Source organism: Thalassobacillus devorans MSP14, assembly GCF_000496835.1.
In the GTDB taxonomy this organism is placed as follows: domain Bacteria; phylum Bacillota; class Bacilli; order Bacillales; family Halobacillaceae; genus Thalassobacillus; species Thalassobacillus devorans_B.
Window position 1 is genome coordinate 923,069 of the sequence record NZ_KI543237.1, and the last position, 22,322, is coordinate 945,390.

Annotated in this window: 21 protein-coding genes; 10 read left to right on the forward strand and 11 right to left on the reverse strand. The window is 44.9% G+C overall.

The window, feature by feature from the left end:
* Positions 1-5: 5 nt before the first annotated feature.
* Together P855_RS0114720 and P855_RS0114725 are read right to left on the reverse strand one after the other, a co-directional pair.
* Positions 6-1,061 carry a FecCD family ABC transporter permease gene (locus P855_RS0114720; RefSeq protein WP_028784286.1) on the reverse strand — a complete coding sequence of 352 codons (1,056 nt, stop codon included), beginning with the start codon at positions 1,059-1,061 and terminating at the stop codon, positions 6-8.
* Positions 1,058-2,062: a FecCD family ABC transporter permease gene (locus tag P855_RS0114725; protein WP_028784287.1), complete on the reverse strand. Its 1,005-nt coding sequence runs from the start codon at positions 2,060-2,062 to the stop codon at positions 1,058-1,060. Before P855_RS0114725 ends, P855_RS0114720 begins: the two co-directional genes overlap by 4 nt.
* A 202-nt stretch (positions 2,063-2,264) precedes the next feature.
* Here P855_RS0114725 and P855_RS0114730 point away from each other — a divergent pair, with 202 nt between their 5' ends.
* Positions 2,265-3,254 (forward strand): ABC transporter substrate-binding protein, encoded by a 990-nt coding sequence (locus P855_RS0114730; RefSeq protein WP_028784288.1) that lies wholly within the window; start codon positions 2,265-2,267, stop codon positions 3,252-3,254.
* A gap of 265 nt (positions 3,255-3,519) precedes the next feature.
* Here P855_RS0114730 and argH read toward each other — a convergent pair whose 3' ends face one another.
* The 3 genes from argH to thiD form a co-directional block, all read right to left on the reverse strand.
* Positions 3,520-4,944 carry an argininosuccinate lyase gene (gene argH / locus P855_RS0114735; RefSeq protein ID WP_028784289.1) on the reverse strand — a complete coding sequence of 475 codons (1,425 nt, stop codon included), beginning with the start codon at positions 4,942-4,944 and terminating at the stop codon, positions 3,520-3,522.
* Positions 4,941-6,200, reverse strand: coding sequence for an argininosuccinate synthase (locus P855_RS0114740; RefSeq protein WP_028784290.1), 1,260 nt, complete (start codon positions 6,198-6,200; stop codon positions 4,941-4,943). Before P855_RS0114740 ends, argH begins: the two co-directional genes overlap by 4 nt.
* A gap of 167 nt (positions 6,201-6,367) precedes the next feature.
* Entirely contained in the window at positions 6,368-7,207 is an 840-nt protein-coding gene (gene thiD / locus P855_RS0114745; protein ID WP_235062654.1) for a bifunctional hydroxymethylpyrimidine kinase/phosphomethylpyrimidine kinase, read from the reverse strand.
* Between the two features lie 107 nt (positions 7,208-7,314).
* On the opposite strand from thiD, the gene P855_RS0114750 reads away from it, so the two are divergent.
* The 7 genes from P855_RS0114750 (at position 7,315) to P855_RS0114775 (ending at position 14,166) form a co-directional block, all read left to right on the forward strand.
* Positions 7,315-8,466, forward strand: coding sequence for a conserved virulence factor C family protein (locus P855_RS0114750; protein WP_028784292.1), 1,152 nt, complete (start codon positions 7,315-7,317; stop codon positions 8,464-8,466).
* 85 nt (positions 8,467-8,551) lie between these two features.
* On the forward strand, positions 8,552-8,980 hold the full coding sequence (locus tag P855_RS0114755) for a BrxA/BrxB family bacilliredoxin (protein WP_028784293.1): 429 nt from the start codon (positions 8,552-8,554) through the stop codon (positions 8,978-8,980).
* 291 nt (positions 8,981-9,271) lie between these two features.
* Positions 9,272-10,210, forward strand: a complete 939-nt coding sequence (locus P855_RS0114760) for a PD-(D/E)XK nuclease family protein (protein ID WP_028784294.1) — start codon at positions 9,272-9,274, stop codon at positions 10,208-10,210.
* Positions 10,211-10,317: 107 nt separating this feature from the next.
* On the forward strand, positions 10,318-10,614 hold the full coding sequence (locus tag P855_RS22560) for a hypothetical protein (protein ID WP_235062655.1): 297 nt from the start codon (positions 10,318-10,320) through the stop codon (positions 10,612-10,614).
* A gap of 2 nt (positions 10,615-10,616) precedes the next feature.
* Positions 10,617-11,993, forward strand: coding sequence for a M4 family metallopeptidase (locus tag P855_RS21095; protein WP_235062656.1), 1,377 nt, complete (start codon positions 10,617-10,619; stop codon positions 11,991-11,993).
* Between the two features lie 250 nt (positions 11,994-12,243).
* Positions 12,244-13,764 (forward strand): aldehyde dehydrogenase, encoded by a 1,521-nt coding sequence (gene adh, locus P855_RS0114770; RefSeq protein WP_028784295.1) that lies wholly within the window; start codon positions 12,244-12,246, stop codon positions 13,762-13,764.
* Between the two features lie 33 nt (positions 13,765-13,797).
* Positions 13,798-14,166, forward strand: coding sequence for a DUF779 domain-containing protein (locus P855_RS0114775; RefSeq protein ID WP_028784296.1), 369 nt, complete (start codon positions 13,798-13,800; stop codon positions 14,164-14,166).
* Between the two features lie 643 nt (positions 14,167-14,809).
* Here P855_RS0114775 and hutH read toward each other — a convergent pair.
* Positions 14,810-16,327 carry a histidine ammonia-lyase gene (hutH, locus tag P855_RS0114780; protein WP_028784297.1) on the reverse strand — a complete coding sequence of 506 codons (1,518 nt, stop codon included), beginning with the start codon at positions 16,325-16,327 and terminating at the stop codon, positions 14,810-14,812.
* A gap of 96 nt (positions 16,328-16,423) precedes the next feature.
* Complete coding sequence (gene hutP, locus P855_RS0114785; protein WP_028784298.1) at positions 16,424-16,861, reverse strand: hut operon transcriptional regulator HutP; 438 nt, start codon at positions 16,859-16,861, stop codon at positions 16,424-16,426.
* A gap of 198 nt (positions 16,862-17,059) precedes the next feature.
* Here hutP and P855_RS0114790 point away from each other — a divergent pair, with 198 nt between their 5' ends.
* On the forward strand, positions 17,060-17,239 hold the full coding sequence (locus tag P855_RS0114790) for an H-type small acid-soluble spore protein (protein WP_028784299.1): 180 nt from the start codon (positions 17,060-17,062) through the stop codon (positions 17,237-17,239).
* A gap of 85 nt (positions 17,240-17,324) precedes the next feature.
* Here the strand turns inward: P855_RS0114790 and P855_RS0114795 are convergent, their stop codons facing one another.
* Together P855_RS0114795 and P855_RS0114800 are read right to left on the reverse strand one after the other, a co-directional pair.
* The gene (locus P855_RS0114795) at positions 17,325-18,758 is read right to left on the reverse strand and encodes a PAS domain S-box protein (RefSeq protein WP_028784300.1); all 1,434 of its coding nucleotides are present in this window, start codon (positions 18,756-18,758) and stop codon (positions 17,325-17,327) included.
* A 136-nt stretch (positions 18,759-18,894) separates the two neighbouring features.
* Entirely contained in the window at positions 18,895-19,677 is a 783-nt protein-coding gene (locus P855_RS0114800) for a carbon-nitrogen family hydrolase (protein WP_028784301.1), read from the reverse strand.
* Positions 19,678-19,788: 111 nt separating this feature from the next.
* Here P855_RS0114800 and P855_RS0114805 point away from each other — a divergent pair, with 111 nt between their 5' ends.
* Positions 19,789-20,961 carry a pyridoxal phosphate-dependent aminotransferase gene (locus P855_RS0114805; protein ID WP_028784302.1) on the forward strand — a complete coding sequence of 391 codons (1,173 nt, stop codon included), beginning with the start codon at positions 19,789-19,791 and terminating at the stop codon, positions 20,959-20,961.
* A gap of 37 nt (positions 20,962-20,998) precedes the next feature.
* On the opposite strand, the gene P855_RS22280 is transcribed toward P855_RS0114805, so the two are convergent.
* Both P855_RS22280 and P855_RS0114815 read right to left on the reverse strand, forming a co-directional pair.
* Positions 20,999-21,151 carry a hypothetical protein gene (locus P855_RS22280; RefSeq protein ID WP_161628824.1) on the reverse strand — a complete coding sequence of 51 codons (153 nt, stop codon included), beginning with the start codon at positions 21,149-21,151 and terminating at the stop codon, positions 20,999-21,001.
* A gap of 14 nt (positions 21,152-21,165) precedes the next feature.
* The gene (locus P855_RS0114815; protein WP_028784303.1) at positions 21,166-22,185 is read right to left on the reverse strand and encodes an AimR family lysis-lysogeny pheromone receptor; all 1,020 of its coding nucleotides are present in this window, start codon (positions 22,183-22,185) and stop codon (positions 21,166-21,168) included.
* Positions 22,186-22,322: the final 137 nt, after the last annotated feature.

Here is a 22,322-nt window from a genome sequence, read left to right on the forward strand (position 1 = left end):
TCCTTTTATGACTGCTTGCTTTTATAAAGTAAAAAGATGAAGTAAGGCGCTCCAATCGCTGCTGTAAATACTCCAGCCGGGACTTCAAGCGGGGAAAATACTGTGCGTCCCACCAGATCAGCACCTAGTACGACGATGGCCCCGACTAATGCTGATACTGGTATCAAGGCACCGTAAGACGATCCAACCAAACGCCTGGCAATATGAGGAGCCATCAATCCGACGAAACCGATTCCGCCAGCAAAAGCAACGGCAGCACCAGTCAATGCCGTGCACACTGCCAAAAAAATCAGCCGATCCCTTTGAAGGTGAGCCCCAATGCCTGCAGCAGCTTCTTCCCCTAACTCCTGAGCATTGATTCTTCTTGAAATAATTAAAGAAACGATAAACAAAACAAGAACTACGGGAACCAATATTTTAACTTCTGCCCAATTGGAACCATATACACTTCCCGTCAGCCATATATTTGCCTGGGAAGCACGGAAGATAGGCCCCAGAATCATAAATGTTGTTATCAATGCCTGGGTCAATAAGGAAATACCTATCCCTATCAAAACCAGCGTCATGGGCGCAATACCATTTTTATAAGCAAGAATGTACACCATAAACCCAACTATGATTGCTCCAATGAAAGAAGCTAAAGGCAGCCACTGAAGACTTACTGTCAATGCATTGTCTTCATTACTGAACATGGCCAGGAATGCAACTACAGCTACCCCTGCACCGCCTGTGATTCCTATAATATCCGGTGATGCGAGTGGATTTCTGATCATTCCTTGTAAAATTGCCCCACTGACCGATAACGCAATACCTACAAAAAGCGCGGTTAAAATTCTCGGCATACGGAATGAGTTGACTACCATCTGATTTATTTCATTTCCCTGCCCTATCAAAACTTTGATTACATCCAGAGGATGAACAAAGATTTCACCAAGAGCAGCTGAAAATAAAAACAACGTGATTAAAGCGAGAAGAAGCAGTGCGGATACGATCATCGACCTGGGATCGAAAAGAAACGAGATCCAATCATTTTTTGTACGAAATACGCGATATCTGCTCATGTGCTTTTCAATCCTTTACGGGCAATGTAGATAAAGAATGGTGTCCCGATGAATGCTGTCATGACACCAACCGGAACCTCCTCCGGCATAATGACATACCTTGCAGTAATATCGGCAGCTAATAATAAGATAGCTCCTAATATGCCGGCATAAGGGATTACCCAGCGATGATCCTGCCCGACGATCGATCTTGCAAAATGAGGAACCACGATTCCGATGAAGCCGATAGGTCCTGCAATCGCTACTGCTCCACCGGCTAACAGTACAACCAGAATACCTGATACCGCTTTTATCCAGCCGGTTCTCTGGCCCAGCCCCTGAGCTACATCTTCCCCCATGATCAAAATATTGATATGGCGGGAAATGAGCAGTGCCCCTATCCATGCAGTTGCAAGATATGGAAATACAGAAGAAAGGTATTCCAGACTCCTCCCTTGTACAGAGCCGGCCAGCCAGAACAATACTTCATCCAGAGCCTTTTCATTCAAGACAAGCAGCCCCTGGGTAAAAGAAGAAAACAAAGCCGCAATGGCAGCACCGGCCAGTGTGAGTCTTACTGGTGTTAAGCCCTGCTGGCCAACAGAGCCAATTGCGTACACCGTGACAGCAGCCACTGCCGCTCCTGCAAAAGATACCCATGCCATTCCTTGCAGGGAGATAGCCTGAAAATAGGAAACTGCCAGAACTACGAACAAGGAAGCTCCGGCATTGATCCCGAAAATCCCAGGTGATGCAAGCGGATTTCTTGTAAGTGCCTGCATTAATACTCCTGCAACCGCTAATGATGCTCCCACAACAGTTGCAATCAGTGCCCTGGGCAACCGGACGTCTTTTATAATGATATGTTTATTAGTTTGTTCAAAATGAAAAAAAGCTTGGTATGCTTCATTAAGTGTTACATCTGTATAACCTAAAACGATACTGCCGCAGATAAATAAGATAAGCAGCAGAAGTCCGGCAAGAATACCTGACCACTTCGCACCGGCTGACCTCAACACCATAATTTTTAATCCTCTCATTATACAGAAACTAGTATATTCCTACTCTTTCAAGTCTATTTGACCTATTGTCAACTGTCAATGATTTTGAGAATCATTTTCATTTATGTCACAAAATATTTCAAAATTCCGTTGACTAAAGGTTAAAGATTAGGTAAGCTACTAATTGTGAATGATAATCATAATCAATTAGGGAGTGGAAGGTATGTTTAGGAAATACTTACCTGCATTTATGTTAATGTTGGTTTTATCTCTTGTATTAGCAGCTTGCGGAGGGTCTTCCAGTGAAGAAAATGCAGATGAACAAAAGAAAAGTAATGAAGGCACTAGCAGTTCAGAAGATTTCGAGCCATATACCATAGAACATGCAATGGGTGAAACTACGATCAAAGAGAAACCGGAGCGTGTCGTAATACTTACAAACGAAGGTACCGAAGCTTTGCTGGCCCTTGGCGTCAAGCCGGTCGGGGCAGTAAAATCATGGACAGGCGATCCATGGTATGATCACATCAGTGATAAAATGGAAGGCGTCGAAGTTGTCGGTGATGAGTCAAACGTCAACATTGAAAAAATCCTGGAATTGAAGCCCGACCTGATCATAGGCAATAAAATGCGCCAGGAAGACATTTACGATAAACTGAGTAAAATTGCACCGACCGTTTTCTCAGAAACATTACGTGGAGAATGGCAAACGAACTTTATGACCTATTCCAAAGCAATGAATATGGAAGACAAAGGACAACAACTGATTGATGAATATGACCAAAGACTGGAAGATTTCGCAAAAAAAGCTGGCGATAAGTTGAACCAGAAAGTATCTGTGGTTCGTTTCATGCCTGACCATGTCCGTATTTATCATAAAGATTCCTTCTCAGGAGTCATCCTGGAACAAATCGGCTTCAAACGTCCTGAATCCCAACAGGCAAATGACTTTATGGAAAAAGCAACCAAAGAACGCATTCCAGCCATGGATGGAGATGTCCTTTTCCATTTCACATATGAAACTGGGGATGGCGCTGCAAATAAAGTGAAAGAAGAATGGATGAACGATCCGTTATTCCAGAACCTTGACGTTGTTAAACAAGGGGATGTCCATGAAGTGAGTGATGCAATCTGGAACACTGCAGGTGGATACATCGCTGCCAACGAAATGGTCGATGACCTTGAAAAAGTATTTCTGGAAGAAGAAAAATAATGATTAATTAAAGGCTGCTCCTCTCAGGGCAGCCTTTCTTTATGTAATGGAATAAAGCATAAGAAAAACCGCCCTGCCGTATGCTGCCGGACAGGGCGGTTTTACTAGACAATTATTTTATATTCTAGACACAATTATGAGGTTACTGGACATTTTCGGAAAAATACTAAACATTATTCAAGATTTATTAGACAAAACGTGATTTTACTAGACACTTCCTGAAGTTAACTAGACAAATCATCCGATTACTAGACAACCTTCACAGTCAACCATCCAATTTTACTGCAGACTGCAAGGACTGGACCCAGCTTAAGCTTTCTGTAATCGACTGTTCGGCACTGAGAATCTGTGCCTGTACCCGGTTTTTCGCAGGGCCTCCGGCAACATTCCTGGCTTCCACGACAGACTCAGGTGTGAGAGCTTCATAGATGTCTGCTTCAATAGCGTCGGAGAATTGATGAAACTCTTCCAATGATAGATCAAGAAGGTAACAGCCTTTATTGATGCAATGAAGCACCACCTGACCGACTACAGCGTGGGCTTCACGAAAGGGAACATTCTTCCCTACCAGGTAATCAGCAAGGTCGGTCGCGTTGGAATAATCTTCGGCGACCGCTTTATACATCGCCTCTTTGTTGACGTGCATCGTTTCGATCATTGGGGCAAACAATGCCAAAGCCCCTTTCAAGGTTTCGGCTGTGTCGAACATGCCTTCTTTGTCTTCCTGCATATCTTTGTTGTATGCGAGCGGCAGCGACTTCAGCGTCGTCAGCATGCCGATCAGATTACCATAAACCCGGCCGGTTTTGCCACGTACAAGCTCAGGCACATCCGGGTTTTTCTTTTGAGGCATCATACTGCTCCCTGTACAAAAGGCATCATCCAGCTCAATAAAGTTGAATTCCGTGCTTGACCATTGGACAAGCTCCTCGGATAACCGGGACAGGTGCATGGAAATCATTGATGTGTTCGATAAAAACTCGATGACAAAATCACGGTCACTGACGGCATCCAGACTGTTTTCGCATAGACCGTCGAACTGCAGCTTATCGGCTACCTGCTGACGGTCAATCGGGAAGGTCGTGCCTGCAAGTGCCCCAGCACCAAGGGGCATCTGGTTGATACGCTTGAAACTGTCTTCCAAACGCTCCACATCACGCTGGAACATGAAGACATACGCCATCATATGGTGAGCGAACGATACGGGCTGTGCCCGCTGGAGGTGGGTGTACCCCGGCAGGATCGTATCCACATTTGTTTTCGCCTGGGTAAGCAGTGCCTGCTGCAATTGGACAAGCTGCTCGACCATATCGACGACCACCTCACGCAGGTAAAGCCGCATATCAAGAGCTACCTGATCATTACGACTTCTTCCGGTATGGAGCTTCCCGCTTAGTGGACCGATTTCCTTGCTCAACAGCTGCTCGACATTCATATGGATATCTTCATGGCCGACATCGAGCTCCACCTTGCCACACTCGATTTTATAATCCACTTTGTTCAGGCCTTCAATGATGATTGCCGCTTCCTGATGGGTAAGAATCCCACAGGAAGCGAGCATATCTACATGAGCCATGCTGCCGATGATATCGTATCGGGCAAGCTTCCGGTCAAAATTGATGGAAGCTGTATATTCTTCTACAAGTTGATTGGTCGCCTTCGTGAAACGGCCTCCCCATAATTTAGTCACGACTTAACCGCCTCTTTCAAATCTAATTTGACTTTATCTAAAGAGCTGCCTGTAATTTTTTCACCCTGAGTTACGGATGCATGGACTTTTGTCGGCAATCCCCATAGTTTGATGAATCCAAGTGCTGCTTCATGGTCGAAAGCGTCATCCGGATTGTAAGTGGCCAGATTGAAGTCATAAAGAGAGAAGTCGGATTTACGTCCGATCACCTGCGCCTGGCCTTTGTACAACTTCACCTTCACAACACCGGAGACGTGGGTCTGGGTCTCTTCGATGAATGCTTTCAATCCGTCCATCAGTGGTGAATACCATAAACCTTCATATACCATTTGAGCGAATTTTTGTTCCACGATCGGCTTGAACTGCGCCACTTCACGAGGAAGTGTCAGAGATTCCAACGCCTGGTGAGAAGTAATCAACGTTGTTGCGGCAGGAGTTTCATAGATTTCTCTTGATTTGATGCCGACCAGACGGTTCTCCACGTGGTCGATACGCCCGACACCATGCTTACCTGCAATCTGATTCAAGTTCAGGATCAAATCTTCCAATGGCTGCTGCTCGCCATTGATAGCGACAGGCATGCCTTTTACAAAGGTGATCTCCAATTCTTCCGCTTCATCTGGTGCGTTTTCAGGTGCAGTCGTCAGATCATAAGCTTCTTCCGGCGGCTGTGCCCAAGGGTCTTCTAGTACGCCGCATTCGTTACTTCTTCCCCACATATTCTGATCGATGCTGTACGGATTGTCGACATCGACAGGTACCGGGATGCCATGTTCTTTGGCATAGGCAATTTCTTCATCTCTCGACATTGCCCATTCTCTTACTGGTGCAACGATTTCCAATTCAGGATTCAACGCCGTGATGGCTACATCGAATCTTACCTGGTCGTTCCCTTTTCCGGTACAGCCATGAGCGACTGCTACCGCTCCCTCTTTTTCTGCGATTTCAACAAGCACTTTTGCGATCAATGGACGCGACAACGCAGATACCAGCGGGTATTGCCCTTCATACATAACATTCGCTTTCAATGCTGGAAGCAGGTAATCTTCTGCAAATAACGCCTTCGCGTCGACCGTATAAGATTTCAGCGCGCCGACATTCAACGCTTTTTCTTTTACAAAATCAAGGTCTTTCCCTTCTCCTATATCCAATCCGACAGCGATAACCTCATAATTATATTTATCCTGTAACCATTTCACCGCTACCGAAGTATCTAATCCACCTGAATATGCTAATACTACTTTTTGTTTTTCCATGAGTGTCAGCTCCCCTTTGCTGTTTGTTGTCCTCGTTCTTTTAAGATATGAATTATTATGCATTATTAAGTATATTAATTCAACAGTTAAACGTGATTTTTTTCAAAAACTTTTTTAATGCCATGAAAAAAGCGCGCAGTGACAGGGTTCTGCGCGCTAAATCACATCTATTTATTTTTATTCCGATAGGCAGCATGATTGGTAGATCCGATTCCCCGCTCAAAAGAAAGGGCATGACGGATCGCTTCGGTTACAAATTCTTTCGCCAGGCCGACTGCATCCTCTATAGATTTCCCTTTAGCCAGCTCAGCCGTTATTGCTGCAGCATACGTGCATCCTGCTCCGCTTGTATGGATGGTATTTACTCGTTCAGATCGGTATTCCGTATAGCTTTCTCCATCAAATAAAATATCCACTGCCGGGTAATCAGCTAGAGAACCGCCCTTTACAAGTACATATGCTGGTCCCAGTTGATGCAGATCTTTTGCAGCACGGTACATATCTTTCAGGGTTTCAATACTATCCCATCCCAAAATTTTAGCGGCTTCCATTGTGTTAGGCGTAATAAGGTCGGCAACTGGAAAAAGGACACCTTTCATCGTCTGGATAGCATCATCCTTCAGTAATTGCGACCCCATTTTCCCAATCATAACTGGATCGACCACAATAGTGTCTGCCCTTACTTCCTTTAATATAGCAGTGACATGCTCTATAATCTCTTTAGTAAACAACATACCAGTTTTTAAAGCATCTATTCCTACATGCTCGAATGCCGCGTAAATCTGTGCCTCAACCGCCTCAAGCGGTTGAGTGAATATTCCCAGTTCTGTCCTGGAATTATTAGCAACGATTGCAGTGATGGCACTCATGCCATACACTCCCCGTTCCTGGAAAGTTTTCAGATCTGCCTGGAGCCCAGCACTCCCTTGTGCGGCTGATCCAGCAATCGTCAATGTCCGGGCGATAGCCATAGCGAAAATCCTTTCTTTACATTTTTTCATTATCATACTACGACTTCTGTTTTAAACCAATGGTGAAAGGCTCCGGTAATGGATAGCAGCGCCAATCTCTGTTAAAATCAACAGTAGATTAATGTAAAAAGGGGGACATAGCTATGAAAATTGTGTCGATTGAACCGACGCCGAGTCCCAATTCAATGAAAATAAATTTGGATGAAGAGCTCCCGGCAGGCGATACCTACAATTTCAAGCAAGGTGATGATCTGCAGGAAGCACCAGATCATATAAAAAGCCTACTCGCTATTGAAGGCGTTAAAAGCCTGTACCATGTGATGGATTTTATTGCGCTGGATCGGAACCCACGTGCTTCCTGGGAAGATGTGCTGCCCAGGGTAAGGGAAGTACTTGGCACAAAAGAAGAAAATGATGGTGTAGCAAATACCCAGCAGCAGGCGGATCAGCCAGAAGAAGCATTCGGCGAAGTAAAAGTCTTCGTGCAGATGTTCCGGGGTATACCGATGCAAGTCAAACTTGATGACGGTAATGAAGAAAAGCGTATCGGGCTCCCGGAACGATTCAAAAGTGCAGCGATGAAAGCTTCTCCCGCTTCCCCAAATATGGTTATGGAGCGAAAATGGGTCGAACAAAACCCTCGTTACGGAGATATGGAAGAGATCGGGCAGGAAGTCGCAGAGGAACTGGCTGCCAGTTATGATCAGACACGTTTGGATGCCCTGGTTGAACGGGCTTTTGAAGAAGGAGCCGAAGAAAAGGTCGACGCTCTAAACCGTGACAGGCAGGAGGATATTCTCGAAAGCCTTGATGCCCCTGACTGGAAAGTGCGTTATGCAGCACTCGACCGGATGAACCCCACTTATGAAAGTCTGCCGGTGTTAGCAAAAGCGTTGCAGGATGAAAAAGGATCGATCCGCCGCCTGGCGACTGCCTACCTTGGGATGATTGAAGAACCGGAAGTCCTGCCTTACCTGTACCAGGCGTTGAAGGACAAGTCCGTCACAGTCCGGCGAACTGCTGGTGACTGCCTATCCGATTTGGGCTTCAAAGAAGCGATGCCTGAAATGATTGCTTCCCTATCGGACCAGAATAAGCTTGTCCGTTGGCGGGCGGCCATGTTTTTATATGAAATCGGAGACGAAACGGCAATTCCAGCATTGGAAAAAGCTATCAACGACCCTGAATTCGAAGTACGCATGCAAGTGAAAATGGCACTGCAGCGAATCAAAGGCGGCGAAGAAGCCAAAGGTTCCGTCTGGCATCAAATGACAGAAGCTCGAAAAAACAATTAATTTTATATAATGGGAAGTTAAGAGAAGATAATGTTATTACGCTTTTTACGTCATTACAGCAATTATCATTTAAGGAGGATTTAACATGAATGCTTATGAAGAATATATGAAACAAATGGCGCAGCCGATGCGTGATGAACTGACTAACGCAGGTTTCAAGGAACTTACTACTCCTGAGGAAGTAGATGAATTTGTAGCTGACACAAAAGGGACAGCACTGGTCGTTGTCAATTCCGTCTGCGGATGTGCAGCGGGGCTTGCCCGTCCGGCAGCACGAGAGTCGTTAGCCTTTGAAAAAACACCAGAACACCTTGCCACGGTTTTCGCTGGTCAGGACCGTGAAGCAACAGCCCGTATGCGTGAACACTTCGAAGGGCTGGAGCCATCTTCCCCTTCCATGGCACTAATGAAAGATGGAAAAGTCGTTCACTTTATTCCACGGGAAGATATCGAAGACTTTGAAGTAGAAGAAATCGTCGATAACCTGACAAACGCTTACGACAAGCATTGTTAAACAAATTTATACAAATTGACAACACCCCTCTTCCGATATACCATTATAGGTATATGACGAGGAGGGGTTTTCTTGAGTAAAGAAAACAAGAAGCATTGTTACCAGGGCTCCTGACAAATTTCCAAAACCGATGATGGTCATGGTGGAAATAGCGGCGGCAAGCCTGAATTCCCACCAATATGACCAGGCACCATCGGAATGCTCCTGGTAGGAGTATATATTGTCATTATGCAGCTGATACGCTGAAGAGGGGCCGCCGTGCCCCTCTCATTACTTATTCGGAGTGATCCCATGTTCGAAATCAAACCCCACCCTGAGCTGTCCTGGTCCATTTCCCGTCACAAAACACTGCTCGAATGCCCTAGAAAATACGGCTACGATTATTATGTTTCGCATAACGGCTGGCTCCGGGACGCTGATTCCCTGGCACGGCACACGTACCGTTTAAAAAAGTTGACCAATCTGGAAATGCTGTTCGGGAGCATTGTCCACGATACCATCTATCAAGTCATTACGTATTTTTTAAAAACAAGACAGGTGCCTTCAGAAGAGAAGCTGATCGCCCGCATCCGTCAGCAGCTAAATCAGGGTTATATCGATTCGACCCGGCGGGAGCATTTGTGGCATGATAAACCGAAACATTATACGATGCTTCATGAAATCTACTATGGTCATTTTGATCAGCTTCCAGAGCATAAAATAGCTAAAATCCAGAGGCGTCTGAGTTCAGCCATGAACAACTTCCTGACCAGCCAGACCTTCCGTGATATCCAGTCTCCTGAAAATATCAGGTTTGTCGAATCCGAAGACTTTCGCTATATGACGATCGGAGATATCAAAATTTATATTGTCATGGACCTGGTCTATCGTGACCTTACGAATGATAAGTGGGTCATCGTCGACTGGAAAACCGGAAAATCCTCTGCGGAAGACCGTAACCAGCTGGCATTATACGCCCTTTACTTAAAGCAGCGCTATAACATAGATACTCTGGATAAAATCGTCATACGCAATGAGTACCTGCTGGAAGGCTACCATAAAGAACACGCATTGAATTCCACTGACTTGATCAATGTGCAGAACCTTTTTGGAATGAGTATACAGGAAATGTCCAATTACCTGATTGATTTTGAAAAAAATGAGCCCGTTGAAATCAGCCAATTTCCGATGCATCAGGAAGAGCGTAAATGTGCCAGGTGCAACTACCAGGAACTTTGTTTCGGAACATAGTATCATAGATCAGGACTTTCGCATTACGAAAATAGTTAAAAATATTCTGACATTTATTCCTCCTCTCTTTTATAATTGGTAATAAACCATTTTGAGGAGGAATTTTTTTGAATAAAAAACGAATATTACCAGTGTTGGTTTTATCGACCACCATGTTCGCCGGAACAATCGCCCCTCTCCCTTCAGAAGCAGTACATAGTGAAGTATCCACGGAAGCCATTGCAGAAAAACATGGCCTTAACAACGGAAATAAACCTCTATTTGTGATTGAAAAACAAGCTGTAAAGCAACCTGCCAGCAATGCTGCTTCTGCGCTCGAGTATTTAGAAAAAAACACCAGTAAATATAACATTAAGAATCCAAAAGCGAGCTTACTGGAAAAAAGACAGAAAAAGACGAATTAGGCATGACCCATGTTCGTTTTCAACAGAGTAAAAACGGGATTCCAGTAGAAGGCAGCGAAGTAATTGTCCATTACAACCAGAATAATGCGATTACTGCTGTAAATGGAGAGTTTAATACATCTGTTGAAAATGCAGAAGTAGCTTCCGAACCTGCCATATCCCAGGAACAGGCGTTAGCTGCAGCTAAACAAGCTGTAAAGGCTCCCGAGAAGCTCGACTATACCCCTTCCAGCGAACTGGTCATCTATCCCTCTGATGATAAGAGCTACCTCGCTCATAAAGTCAATGTCAATTTTCTTGGAGAAAATCCAGGCAACTGGTATGTATACGTAGATGCCAAAACCGGAAAGGTCATCGATCAGTATAACGCACTGATGCATGCTGATGGTTACCTGCCTGCGGAAGGATCCGGTATCGGGGTCTTAGGAGATCACCGCAAGCTGCATGTTTCTCACAAAAATGAAAAGGCTGGGGATGGGACAACATTTTATCTCCAGGACAGCTCTCATAATAATTTAGACGGCATTTATACGTATGACCTCTCCCACCAATGGGGTGGACTTCCAGGTGAAGTACATACGAAAGTGGGGTCTGCCTGGAAATCGGAGTACGATCAGCCTGCGGTAGATGCTCATTACAATTCAGAAAAAGTATATGAGTATTACCTGGAAGAACATGACCGCAACTCGATTGACGGAAAAGGCATGGCGATCAAATCCAGCGTCCACTTCGGTGAAGATTACAATAATGCCTTCTGGAACGGTCATCAAATGACTTACGGAGATGGGGACGGTGAATTTTTCATTCCATTATCGGCCGGTCTGGATGTAGCCGCTCATGAAATGACCCATGGCGTCATCAGCCATTCCGGAGGGTTGAAATATCAATTCCAATCCGGCGCCTTGAACGAAGCTTTTGCAGATATCTTCGGAGCACTTGTTGATGAAGAGGATTGGGAAGTCGGGGAAGATATCATGGCAGAAGCTGCGAAGGAATCCGGCAGAACCTCACTTCGAAGCTTGAGTGATCCTAGTAAATATCCAGTTGGGGCCACGTATGCTCCATACGGAGATGGCAATGGTATGTACCCTTCCCATATGGATGAGTATTATGACCTTCCAAGAGACCTTGATAATGGCGGGGTACACATTAATTCTTCGATTATCAATCATGCCGCTTATTATACAGGTGAACAAATCGGTAAGGATAAACTGGGACAAATCTATTACCGTGCTCTCACTGTTTATTTCACTCCTGACACGAACTTCAGCCAGGCAAGAAAAGCACTGATCCAATCTGCGGCCGACATTTATGGTGAAGGCAGTGAAGAAGTACAAGCGACTGAATACGGACTAAACCAAGTAGGAATTACCGAGTAATACTTCCTACACCCCGGAGCCCTCCAAAATCTGGAGGACCCGGGGTGTTTGTTTGAACAAATGTAAAACTCATTTCTACGCAATAGATTTATTCACTCGCGGGACTAAATGCACAGACACAAATGACTAATAATTGACAATATTCTGATAGAATGATAGACTCAAAGCTGAATCTGATTCTATTCTTATCTTCAGATTTTTTGTAAACGATTACAAAAATTGAACTCATGAAATGGAGGAATCTTTGAAGATGGTTTATGCATTTCCGAACACAGAAGGATCGATCGTAGAATTTAAGAAAAAATACGATAACTACATAGGGGGCAAATGGACAGCCCCTGTCAAAGGCCAATACTTTGAAAATGTCACACCAGTAACCGGAAAAGCTTTCTGCGAGGTTGCCAGATCTACAGAAGAAGACGTTGAGTTAGCACTTGATGCTGCCCACGAAGCGAAAGATTCCTGGGGGAAAACCTCAGTAACTGAACGTTCTCTGATCCTCAACCGTATCGCTGATCGCATGGAGGAAAATCTCGAAAAACTTGCGGTAGCTGAAACGTGGGAAAACGGGAAAGCAGTGCGCGAGACTCTGAATGCCGATATCCCACTTGCTGTGGATCATTTCCGTTACTTCGCTTCCGTCATACGTTCCCAGGAAGGATCGATTGGTGAAATTGACGGAGATACCGTTGCTTACCATTTCCATGAGCCGTTAGGTGTCGTAGGACAAATCATTCCGTGGAACTTCCCGCTATTGATGGCAACCTGGAAGCTGGCACCTGCTTTGGCAGCAGGAAACGCAGTTGTACTTAAGCCTGCAGAACAAACGCCAGTGTCTATCCTATATCTCTTTGAAATGATTGAAGACCTGCTTCCACCAGGGGTTGTGAATATTGTAAACGGATTCGGCCTGGAAGCCGGTAAACCGCTTGCCTCCAACCCACGTATCAACAAAGTAGCCTTTACCGGTGAAACGACGACAGGTCGTATGATTATGCAATATGCTTCCCAGAACATCATTCCGGTAACGCTTGAGCTTGGCGGAAAATCACCGAATATTTTCTTCGAGGATATCATGCGTGAGGATGATGATTTCTTTGATAAAGCAATTGAAGGCCTGGTCATGTTCGCCCTCAACCAAGGGGAAGTTTGTACCTGCCCTTCCCGCGCGTTAATTCAGGAATCTATTTATGATGAGTTCATGGAGCGCGCAATTGAACGGGTCAAACAAATCAAAATCGGCAACCCGCTTGACCCGGAAGTGGCAATGGGAGCCCAGGCTTCTTCTGAACAGATGGAAAAAATCCAGTCCTACCTGCAGATTGGTAAGGAAGAAGGAGCGGAATGTCTCGTCGGCGGAGAGGTCAATAAATTAGAAGGCGACTTAGCAGAAGGTTACTATATCCAGCCTACTGTCTTCAAAGGAAATAATAAGATGCGTATCTTCCAGGAGGAAATCTTCGGTCCGGTACTTTCTGTGACCACCTTCAAAGACCAGGAAGAAGCGATGGAAATTGCCAACGACACCTTGTATGGACTGGGTGCCGGTGTCTGGTCAAGAGATATGAATACTGCCTATCGCTTCGGCCGTGGCATTGAAGCTGGCCGGGTATGGACCAACTGCTACCATGCCTACCCTGCTCATGCAGCTTTCGGCGGCTATAAGATGTCAGGTGTCGGTCGTGAAAACCATAAGATGATGCTCAGTCATTATCAGCAAACGAAAAACCTGCTGGTCAGCTACAGTCCGAAGAAACTTGGCTTTTTCTAAAATCAGATGATTTTGAAAAGGAGCGTGAATACGATGGTTGAGCGCGTAGTGGCAACAGATTCCGCTCTCCAGCTGATCGAAAAATTGAAAGAAAAACATGGTCCGCTTATGTTCCATCAATCGGGCGGCTGCTGTGATGGCAGTTCTCCGATGTGCTATCCGGAGGGAGATCTGATTATCGGAGCTCAGGATGTGCTGCTTGGTAAAATCGGCGACACGCCATTTTACATCAATAAGCAGCAGTATGAATACTGGAAACACACACAACTGATCATTGATGTGGTGGATGGCCGTGGCGGCATGTTTTCACTGGAAGGCGTGGAAGGCAAAAGGTTTCTGAGCCGCTCCCGCGCTTTTACAGATGAGGAATATCAGGAACTTAAATCAGAAGGAGCGCTCTGATCACATGAAGAACAGGCAAGCTGACATCAGCTTGCCTGGTTTTCTTTTAATATTTCCTTCTGTTAAACGTTATTGATATTTTATAAGAGGCTTCTTCAACAATAGGGCCGGATTATGGAAGACTCGATTTCGAGATATTGTTGGAGTTGAGGGGCTCCGGGAAACGATTCGCTTTCCGTGGGCGTGTGCTGAGTCTCCTCAGGCTTCGCCTTGCGGGGCCTCATCTATCACTCAGCTCCCACAGGAGTTTCACCGTTTCCCTACGCCCCTTGTCATAGAAAGATTTCGAAATCAACCTTATGGAAAATCGGCAATGATAATAAAAACAAGACTTTGGCACCGCTAAACCTTTTAAAATGAAGATTTCAGCTACATTCTTCCTTCTTTGGAAGGGGCCGTTAAGTATAAAAATGGCTGGATGGGAAGGGAAACGGCGAGACTCCCGCGGGAGAAGGGGCTAGGCGAGATCCCGCAGGGCTTTAGCCCGAGGAAGCTTGCCAGGTCCCCCGCTGGAAAGCGAGTTGTTTCCCGGACCATTCCATTCCTCTCATGGCTACGGCCCCAACTATCTCAAAACTGAGTCTTCAGCTATTGGGAGCTTTAACTGTAAAATCAACACTGAGATTTAACAGAACCTAATTATTTAATTAGCAACGGTTTGGGATGTTAAATCCCAGACAAACTCTCCCTCTTTCAACCAGACAGCCAGTCGTTCAATATCATTAGCAAACACTCTGTCTTCTTCAATCGATGGAATGAAAGTACGTACTTCCTCATACAGTTCTCTGGTTGCAGAAGCCATGTGTTCCACACCCCGGTGTTCGACTGCCTGCATAGCACAAATCAGTTCAACCGCAAGGACACGACGCAAATTAGTGATGATCTGATAGGCATGACGTGCAGCGATTGTCCCCATGCTGACATGATCTTCCTGATTAGCAGAAGAAGGAATCGAATCTACACTTGCCGGATGGGCAAGTGTTTTGTTTTCCGAAACGAGTGATGCAGCTGCATACTGCATAATCATCGCCCCCGATTGCAGGCCGGGATTTGGACTTAAAAATGGCGGCAGGTCATTCAACTGCGGATTCACCAGCCGCTCAATCCTGCGCTCAGAGATGTTTGCCAATTCGGCCACGGCCACTTTCATAAAATCCATCGCCAGCGCAATCGGCTGCCCGTGGAAATTCCCGCCAGAGACGACCACTTCCCCATCCTCAAAAATTAATGGATTATCCGTCGCTGCATTCACTTCTATTGCCAACTTGTCATGGACATAGTCAAGGCTCTGCCAGGAAGCGCCATGGACTTGTGGAATGCAACGGATCGAATAAGCATCCTGCACCCTTTTTTCCCCTTGTCGTGTAGTCAAATTACTATCAGCAAGCAGTCTTCTCATGCGTGCAGCAACGTCCACCTGCTCACGATATCCACGTGCTTCATGAATAGCCGGGTGGAAGGCGTCCATGATGCCCTGCAATCCCTCCATTGTCATGGCTGCTATCCATTCACTTTGCACCGCCAGTTGTTCCGCTTCGATGATATTGATCGCTCCCATTGCGGTCATCGCCTGCGTACCATTAATGAGCGCAAGTCCTTCCTTCGCTTTAAGCTTTACTGGTGCCATTCCGATGGCTTCCAGGGCCTCTGCAGCAGGCATTTCTTTTCCTTGAAAATAAACACGGCCTTCACCGACCAATACAAGTGCCAAGTGGGACAGCGGTGCTAAATCACCTGAAGCCCCTAATGAGCCCTGGCTAGGGATAACAGGGTGAACTTTTTCGTTAACAAGCTGGCACAGCCGTTTCACCACTACCTCTCGCACCCCTGAGAATCCTTTTAGCAGCGCATTCAACCGCAGCAATACCATGGCACGTGCTACAACTTCCGGAAAGGGCTCCCCTACCCCACAGGCATGCGAACGTATCAAGTGCAGCTGCAGATCATTGACGTCCCCTTCCTCAATCGATACATCACTGAATTTACCAAAACCGGTGTTGATCCCATAGACCGTACGGTGTTCCTCGACAATTTTATCGACAGCCTTCCGTCCCTTACGGACAGCTTTTAGACTATCTTCGGAAATACTGACTTCTTCCCCATGTATACATACACGCTTGATATCACGTACACTCAAAGATTTGCCGTTTAACTCTATCATTGTCCTCACTCCTCTTTTGAATATGAAAAAGGAGACGACAATGGCACATGAAAGCCAATGTCGCCTCCTATCAACTTATTACTTTAGGCAACGTTCCTATATATGATTGATCCCTAAACCCATCGTCTCGTGTTCGAGCCCTTTGACAGGGGCTCCGATCGTACCGTAAAAAGCTACGGCGATCCATTCTCCTTCTCCATCACGATCATAGGGCTTCCCCCTGACCACCGCGAATTTCAAACCTACAGTCCGCATCATATCACCGATGGCTATCTGCCCTCTGGTTACGCCTTCTAATGCTTCCAGGATGGCATGGTAAAGAGAATGCGTTTCGCGGTATACTATCTCGGAAATGATCTGCTGCCGCTTTGCAGCCGTTTCTACAGCCGAAATCACTTTTTGCATATTCATCGACCCGGCACGTCCGAGGCAAAAATCCACATCCTCCAATTGTTTTTCAAATGGGGCAAGCTCCTCCTCCTCAAGCGTTGTAAGCAGCACAGCTAATTTCCCGATTTTCACCCGTTGACTCATACGTACACCAAATTTCTTTTGTAAACTTTTCTAGTCACTAATCGCTATCTTAATTGTAATCGTTTTCTAAAATATCTGTCAATCACTTTTTTTGGAAATTTTAGTAAATTAGCACGTTAAACGATTAGTGAAATGATACGTCTGAATAAATTTCCAATAGGTGTTCAACCTAATAAAAAAATACCTGGAGGTGGCACGATGCAAACACATCGGGCAAAAGAAATCACAGAAGCACCTAATATGATTGACGTCACCTATAATGGTGTACCGATTTACATCCAGCATGTGGATGTAAAAAATGAAACCGCAAGAATTTATCCTTTGGATAATCCAGAAGAAGAAATGGAAGTAGCTTTACGAGGTTTGCAGGAACAATAAAAAGCACAATGGTTATCCGCTCGGAAAAAAAGGGTGCCCAGGGAATGTCATAACTACCTTCAGGGCACCCGATCATCATAATTTTTTATACAGGTAAGGTAATCGTTATGGTTGTTCCTGATCCAGCTTTACTATCAACCATCATTTTGCCGTTGTGGCTTTCAACAATATTATTCGTAATCATCATCCCAAGTCCGGTTCCATCTGACTTCGTAGTAAAAAATGGTGTGGTGATTTTCCTTTGCTCTTCTTCTGTCATCCCGCATCCCTCGTCCGCAAAACTTATTTTCATCCCTTCCTTACACTGATCGATTAGGATACGGAGACGTCCTCCTTCAGACATGGCTTCAATGGCATTTTTAATAATATTTATAAATGCTTGTTTCAATTTATTTTCAATACCATGAATCAAAGGTAAGGAGGCTTTCTCCTCAAAGTCAATCGTTACCTTATTACCTGCTGCATGAGCCTGCATCAGACTGACCGTCTGTTTGAGAGCGACATGGAGATCAATAGGCTTCATATCTTCTTCAGAAGGCTTAGCCAGCGTAAGAAATTCATTGACCATCAGGTGGATACGATCTATCTCTGAGAACATAAGATTTTCATATTGCGCATGCTCCCGCTTATGCTTACTGATGTCGAGTAATTGAATGAACCCTTTCAAGATCGTCAAAGGATTCTTAATTTCATGGGCAATACCCGCTGCCAGTTCACCGACCAGGTTCATTTTTTCATATTGCTGCAGCATATAGTTGCTTTTGTTCTCGAACTCTTTTTGCGCTGAATTATTCCGGAAAACTGCTTGCATGGCTCTTCTACCCTGGTATTCAATGATAGATCCGGTACTCGAGACATCCATCGTATCCCCGGAAGGCAAGACAAGCCGGATATCAAAAATCCCGTCCACTTTCCCATTTTCTAAAGCTTCAACTAATTTTTCCCGATACCACAACCAGTCTTCTTTACAAAGGAACTTTGATAATGGCTGGCCAATGATATCTTCCGCCCGGACTCCTAATGTCTCGACAGCTGCCTGATTAAGATATAAAATCCTTTCAGCGTCATGGATTGCCATCGCATCAGGAGCGCCTTCTACCAGTTCACGGAATTCTCTTTCACGAATCATCAACTCTTCTTCTTCCAGCTTTTGTTCAGTGACATCCTGCAGCTGGATAATCAGATGAGATTCCTTCGATTCATCCTGATAAACAGAAATACTGAGGCGTCCCCATATCGTGCTACCATTTTTTTTATAGCAACGTTTCACTATTTCAAAAGCTTCTATATCTTCCTCGGCCAGACGCCGAAATTGAGAAGCAACCAGTTTAAAATCCTCAGGCGGTGTCAGATCCATCACATTCTTTTGCAGAAGTTCCCCTTTTGTAAAATCCAATATCCTGCAAAACGATTGATTGACCATCATAAAGTTTCCATCCATATTTACAATTGCCATCCCTATGAATGCCTGGTTAAAAGCATTCATGAATGCCCCTTGCGTTTCTATATTATCCAACATGAGAAGAAACCCCTTATATGTTTTATTATAATCATTATAAACGATTCGACATGAAATTCCTGTAAGAACAGTTAAAAACTCACACGAATTTAAAAAAATCCGGCCTGGAATCACCTTTCCAAGCCGGCTATAGCATTTACCGATATCGTTGTGGTCTGCGATCCTCAAAAATAGGAATTCTTTTCCTTATCTCTTCTACTTCACCCAAATCCACTTCACCCGTTACGATTTCCTCTTCGTCTCCTCCTTCGGCTATGATCTCTCCCCAAGGATCAATGATCATCGAATGACCGGCAAATTTATTTTTCGGATCCGCACCGATTCTGTTACAGGCAACCACATAGCATTGGTTCTCAATCGCTCTTGCCTGAAGTAAGACACGCCAATGGTTGACACGGGGAGCTGGCCACTCCGCTACCACGAACAAAGCCTTTGCCCCCTCTTGAACAGGCTTACTCATCCATTCCGGGAAACGAAGGTCATAGCAGATAAACCCAGCTACGGATTCCCCATCCAACTCAAAACCACTTTCATCTTTCCCTGCTTCGAGGTAAAGATGTTCATCCATCAGTTGGAACAAATGCAGTTTGCTGTATTTATGGATAAGCTGACCGTTGTGATCCACAATCAGCAATGTATTCCTCACCCCGTCAACTTCTTCATTAGCAATAGACCCTCCAATCAAATGAACCTGATGTTTAACCGCCTGCTTTTGGAGAAATTCGATCGCTCGTTCAGCTTCTTTATCGGCAATTTCATCAAGACGGGTCAGGTCATACCCGGTGGTCCACATTTCCGGCAAAACGATCACATCGGCCAAGGAGGCTGCTTTAGCTATCCATTTTTCTGCTTCCTTATAATTTTCCTCTGGAACTCCATAGGCGATATCCATTTGGAGACAGGCTACCTTCCATTTCATCACTATCATCCCCCATTCAATTCTTTACAAATGTTAATTTTCGTTATACCATTTTAACCATTAAATTGAAAGAAGTTTAAGAAAATTCATTTAAAGGGTGGCTCATCTATTATGAAAACTTTCCCACATTCTGATATGTTAAAGCAATTACCGGATCAATTTTTTGCTGTACTAGCTAACCGCATGGAAAAAGCGGTTGCAGAAGGGCATGATGTCATCAACCTTGGTCAGGGAAGTCCTGACAAGCCCACTCCCCCTCACGTAATCAAACGGCTGCAGGAGGCTTCACAAGATATAGAAAACCACAAATACCCGCCCTTCCGGGGTAAGAAGAATCTGCTGAATGCTGTCGCTGAATTCTACCAGCGCGAATACGGTGTCGACATCGATCCGGATACCGAAGTGGCTTTATTGTTCGGAGCAAAAGCCGGTCTTGTCGAGCTTCCGCTTTCCGTGATGAACCCCGGAGAAACAATGCTTGTTCCTGACCCTGGTTATCCCGATTATTGGTCCGGTCCCGCTATGGCCAATGTCCCTATGCATATGATGCCATTGTTAGAAGAAAATAACTTCCTGCCGGTTTATGACGATATCCCGGAGGACGTGAAAAAAGCATCGAAAATGTTGTTGCTCAATTACCCTAACAACCCGACCGGCGCAATGGCTTCCGAAGAATTTTTTGATGAAACCATTGCATTTGCTGAAAAACATGATTTATGTGTAGTACATGATTTTGCTTATGGAGCCATCGGTTTCGATGGCAACAAACCGGTAAGTTACCTGGAACGTCCAGGCGCCAAAGATATCGGAATCGAAATTTATACGATGTCGAAAACCTATAACATGGCTGGCTGGCGGGTCGCTTTTGCCGTAGGTAATCCATCCGTTATCGAAGCGATCAACATTATCCAGGACCACTTTTATTGCAGTATATTTGGAGCAGTTCAGGACGCCGCTGCCGAAGCGCTGACTTCCTCACAGGAAGGCGTCGATGAGCTCGTGGAGCTTTATGAGGACAGACGCAAAGCACTGATAGAAGGAGCAAGGGAAATCGGCTGGAATGTAGCAGCTCCGCAAGGATCATTTTTTGCATGGCTGAAAGTACCGGAGGGGTATACATCCACTTCATTTGCCGACATGCTGCTTGAAGAAGCAAAAATACTGGTCGCCCCAGGCATTGGCTTCGGAGAGCATGGAGAAGGATATATCCGCGTAGGGCTGGTACTGGAAAAAGAACGTATCCAGGAAGCTCTGGAGCGTATAAAAAAACTGAATATCTTTTAGGATGTCCATAAAAAAAGCAGCAATTATGCTGCTTTTTTCACTTCCAGCTACCCATACCGCCATCACCAGGGTCCCGGTTTGCCAGTACTTCGTGAATCGCCTTCGCTTGTCCACCATGGCCAAAGGCTTCCTCCAAACCGGCAGAGCCAAGCAACGTGAATATTAATAATACAAGCAGCAGCTTTTTCATTACCTTCCCCCTTTTCAATCAATATATTTTAAATAATAAAAAGGCAAGCGGGCAAAGAAGTGATCTCCATATTCATGTTTGAAACGCTGGTAGGCTTTTTGAAGCAGGAACCTGTCATTTCGTGCCACTCCTAAATAAGTTTCCTGAAATGGCGTCAACGATGGAAGAGAGGATAAGATTTTTTCGGCTTTCTCCATTCTTCCCTCGGCGATTGCCAGATGGGCTGTTTCCACTGGATCTATTGTTTTGACACCCTCTGTTTTTCGGTGGAAGGCAGCGATAAACGGTAAGGACCTTTCTTTCAATTCATAAAGGGATGAAGTCAACGGATTTTCTTCTGCGATCTGTATCGAGGTTGTTAAATGATCCATGGCTGCACTATAGTCATCAAATACCTCTACCAAAGCAAGGTGGTGATACATTCCGGATTGTTTTTCGGGAGACAACGTGGAATTGATGACTCGGTAGGCATATTTTTTAGCGACTACCCCCATGTTCGACTTCCAGTGATACTGGAACATCAATTCATCAAAGCGAAGCTGGAAATAGTACTTAACCAGTGGTTTATTGATGTGATGCATCGCCATATAGATATCATCAATATAATTATCCATGCTTCCAAAGTGCTTGCTATCATAATGATGGTAAATGAGCATAAATAACCGAAGCGTTTCTGCAGCAGCTTGATCCTGTGACCAATTTTTCAACCTTCGGACTTCCTGCCTGGACATGGGCCTTCCAAATTTCCTTCTGACTAACAGGCGATAAAACCAATCATACGGCGCTTCTATCTCTCCCCTACCCAATAGCTCCTGAACTTCTTCAAAAAAACCATTCATATATAAGAATTCTAAAGCGATGGCCTGTTCTTCTCTTGGAAAATGGGCATTCAGGCAATAATTTTTTGTCAGGTCTGCCGCACCATGCCGGGAATGCTTTTTAAGTAAATGGTGATAGGTACTGTAAATACTGGAAGGGACAGTCATCTTCAAACGGTCAATACGGCTCGGTTCAATTACTTGGTAGTCTTCCACATTCACACCCTCTACTCTGAATGATTTTGTTGTGGGAAAAATCAGACAATAGCATCTATATCTACCTGTAAATTCACATACATGGTCGCCATGAAATTCCATTAGTTTACATAATTATTCATTCATGATACCTATTA

Coding starts and splice junctions, on each gene's coding strand:
- P855_RS0114800 (WP_028784301.1), bottom strand. CDS start 19,677: ATGAAATGGAAGGTAGCCTGTCTCCAAATGGATATCGCCTATGGAGTT.
- P855_RS22280 (WP_161628824.1), bottom strand. CDS start 21,151: ATGAAAAAGCTGCTGCTTGTATTATTAATATTCACGTTGCTTGGCTCT.
- P855_RS0114775 (WP_028784296.1), top strand. CDS start 13,798: ATGGTTGAGCGCGTAGTGGCAACAGATTCCGCTCTCCAGCTGATCGAA.
- P855_RS0114795 (WP_028784300.1), bottom strand. CDS start 18,758: ATGTTGGATAATATAGAAACGCAAGGGGCATTCATGAATGCTTTTAAC.
- P855_RS0114725 (WP_028784287.1), bottom strand. CDS start 2,062: ATGGTGTTGAGGTCAGCCGGTGCGAAGTGGTCAGGTATTCTTGCCGGA.
- P855_RS21095 (WP_235062656.1), top strand. CDS start 10,617: ATGACCCATGTTCGTTTTCAACAGAGTAAAAACGGGATTCCAGTAGAA.
- P855_RS0114755 (WP_028784293.1), top strand. CDS start 8,552: ATGAATGCTTATGAAGAATATATGAAACAAATGGCGCAGCCGATGCGT.
- P855_RS0114740 (WP_028784290.1), bottom strand. CDS start 6,200: ATGGAAAAACAAAAAGTAGTATTAGCATATTCAGGTGGATTAGATACT.
- hutP (WP_028784298.1), bottom strand. CDS start 16,861: ATGAGTCAACGGGTGAAAATCGGGAAATTAGCTGTGCTGCTTACAACG.
- P855_RS0114730 (WP_028784288.1), top strand. CDS start 2,265: ATGTTTAGGAAATACTTACCTGCATTTATGTTAATGTTGGTTTTATCT.
- P855_RS0114720 (WP_028784286.1), bottom strand. CDS start 1,061: ATGAGCAGATATCGCGTATTTCGTACAAAAAATGATTGGATCTCGTTT.
- P855_RS0114805 (WP_028784302.1), top strand. CDS start 19,789: ATGAAAACTTTCCCACATTCTGATATGTTAAAGCAATTACCGGATCAA.
- thiD (WP_235062654.1), bottom strand. CDS start 7,207: ATGATAATGAAAAAATGTAAAGAAAGGATTTTCGCTATGGCTATCGCC.
- P855_RS0114750 (WP_028784292.1), top strand. CDS start 7,315: ATGAAAATTGTGTCGATTGAACCGACGCCGAGTCCCAATTCAATGAAA.
- P855_RS0114790 (WP_028784299.1), top strand. CDS start 17,060: ATGCAAACACATCGGGCAAAAGAAATCACAGAAGCACCTAATATGATT.
- hutH (WP_028784297.1), bottom strand. CDS start 16,327: ATGATAGAGTTAAACGGCAAATCTTTGAGTGTACGTGATATCAAGCGT.
- P855_RS0114760 (WP_028784294.1), top strand. CDS start 9,272: ATGTTCGAAATCAAACCCCACCCTGAGCTGTCCTGGTCCATTTCCCGT.
- adh (WP_028784295.1), top strand. CDS start 12,244: ATGGTTTATGCATTTCCGAACACAGAAGGATCGATCGTAGAATTTAAG.